Below are 2,078 nucleotides of genomic sequence, written 5' to 3'. Positions count from 1 at the left end.
TGAATACAATGATTCCGATGAGTATTGCAAATAGTGCAGATACTAAAACACCTCCTGCAGCAAGATCTTTTATCAGTTTGATCTTTGGGTGGAGTTCGGGGGAGATATAATCAGCAACTCGTTCAATAGAAGTGTTTATCAGTTCAGTAATAAATACTATACTAATTGCAAACAGAATAGCGATCCATTCCATTTGTGAAATTTTCAGGAAGAAGCCGGTTAATAATACAATGCAACTTGCGACAAGGTGTACACGTGCATTGTGTTCTTCTTTGAAAAAAGCGACTAGTCCTTCTATTGCATAACGGAAACTATGGATTCGTTTTTTGAGGGAAAATTTTTGTTTATTCATTTTAAACAAATTTGAAGCGGTATAATAAAGGAAGATCGTACCGTTTTTTTATGTATTTTTCCGGGTTGCCATCCTTCGAGTTTATTTAGTTTTTGCGTCAGAGTGGTCAGCTCTTTCGTTAAATCAGGGAGTCCTTCGTAATCAATAATATGTATAGAGGAGACATGTCCGTTTCGTTCAAGAATAATTTCAAAAAAGAATTTTGAGGTGTCAGTTACGTAAATGAATTCACTTAGTTTACTTATGATTGAAGTTTCATCCATAAAGTAGTGAACTAATTGTTCCTCGTCCGGGGTACTAAAAATCTGGGTAAGGTCTTTTATTGAGTAAATAGTAGTGTCTTGAAAAGGATCGGGAATATTTTCCTGACCCTGAGCAACAGTATGTAGCAAGATACAAAAGAAAGCGATTAGTAATGAAAAACGATAGTGTATGATTTTCATAGAAATAAATATACAAAAATAGAACCGGAAAGAAATTAATAGATCAGCTCAAAAACACTACGGTAGCCATTTTCTTTTTCACAATATTCAAGAAATTTACCGAAAAAAGAGTCAGACCCGATTGTAGAACTGTCTCCAAACACAACAAGGTGTTTTTTTGCACGGGTCAGGGCTACATTCATTCTTCTGTAATCCCGAAGGAAGCCGATTTCCTGATCGGGATTAGAGCGCACTAAACTAATAATGATTCCTTCATCTTCCTGTCCCTGGAAGCTATCGATCGTAGAAATGCGCGTTTTTTTTAAGTTTTCCCGCTCTTTCAGTTTACGTATTTGTCCCTGATAGGGTGTAATAATTGTCCAGTGTGTTGTTTGATTCTCTTCTTGTTCCAGAAATTTTTCGATAGCCTCAATTTCACCTTCATTGTAACGACTTCCGGATTCTGCTTCCACAGCCTCTTCAAAACCACTTCCGGCTGTGTCAAAAAAGCGAAGAGGATCTGTTGACGGGGTAGTAGAGCTTTTTAGCTGACCTTCATAAAACCAGGTGTTTGAGAAGCCACAAATTGTTTCATCCATTCGGTATTGTGTATCAAGGAGGTGTACTGGTAATTCAGTGGTGAACAAGGTGTCAAGAATTGAAGTCCCGATTTTCTTTTGAACAATTTCTTCAGAGATATAAGTGGGAGGAAGCTGAAACGGGTCTCCGGCAAGAATCCAGTTTGCGCCATATTGTGCTACCGCCCATCCCAACGGATCCTGGCATTGACCGGCTTCGTCGAGTAGAGCGTAGTCTGCTGAAAAATCAGGTCCCAGTTCGTCGTACAATGCTACAGGCGTTCCGGTAATTACGGCAGCGCTTGATTTCGCTTTGTCCAGTACAAAATTTCGCAGCGCTTTAATCTCTTGTCGAATGGATTTTACTTCTTTGTACAAAAGGGAACGTTGCTCCCGTTCTTCTTTTCCGAACTTACGTTTGTATTGTCCGGCCATCTTTCTGTATTCTTCGGCTTGTTTTTTAAGTTTTTTGATTTGTTTTTGTTCATCCGATCGCTCGAGTATCCCTTCCGGGGTGTAGGGGAGAAGATCTTCACTGATTTTTATATTATTACCTAAACGGATGACCGGAATTCCTTTTTTAACTAACTCTCTGGTTAAGTGATCGACAGCAGCGTTACTGGGTGCTGCTGCAACAATGGTCTTGTTGTCCTCTGTTAGCTCATGGATAAGGTGCGTCAAAGTTGTAGTTTTACCGGTTCCCGGAGGTCCGTGTAAAACCATAAT

The 2,078-nt window shown here is 39.5% G+C and carries 3 protein-coding genes; all 3 read right to left on the bottom strand.

Annotation, left to right across the window (positions count from 1 at the left end; all coding sequences use genetic code 11):
- Positions 1 to 352 (bottom strand): diacylglycerol kinase family protein (locus tag AC4PL9_RS13060; RefSeq protein ID WP_491605188.1); only part of this gene is annotated, 352 nt, incomplete at its 3' end.
- Positions 349 to 795: a hypothetical protein gene (locus AC4PL9_RS13055; protein ID WP_491605187.1), complete on the bottom strand. Its 447-nt coding sequence runs from the start codon at positions 793 to 795 to the stop codon at positions 349 to 351. The genes AC4PL9_RS13060 and AC4PL9_RS13055, both read right to left, overlap by 4 nt.
- Before the next feature lie 35 nt (positions 796 to 830).
- Positions 831 to 2,078: AAA domain-containing protein (locus AC4PL9_RS13050; protein ID WP_491605186.1), on the bottom strand; the 1,248-nt coding region annotated here is incomplete at its 5' end.

The organism is Wandonia sp. (assembly GCF_984588085.1).
Note: the sequence above shows the minus strand (reverse complement) of the source record. Positions and strands in the feature narration are given on the sequence as shown.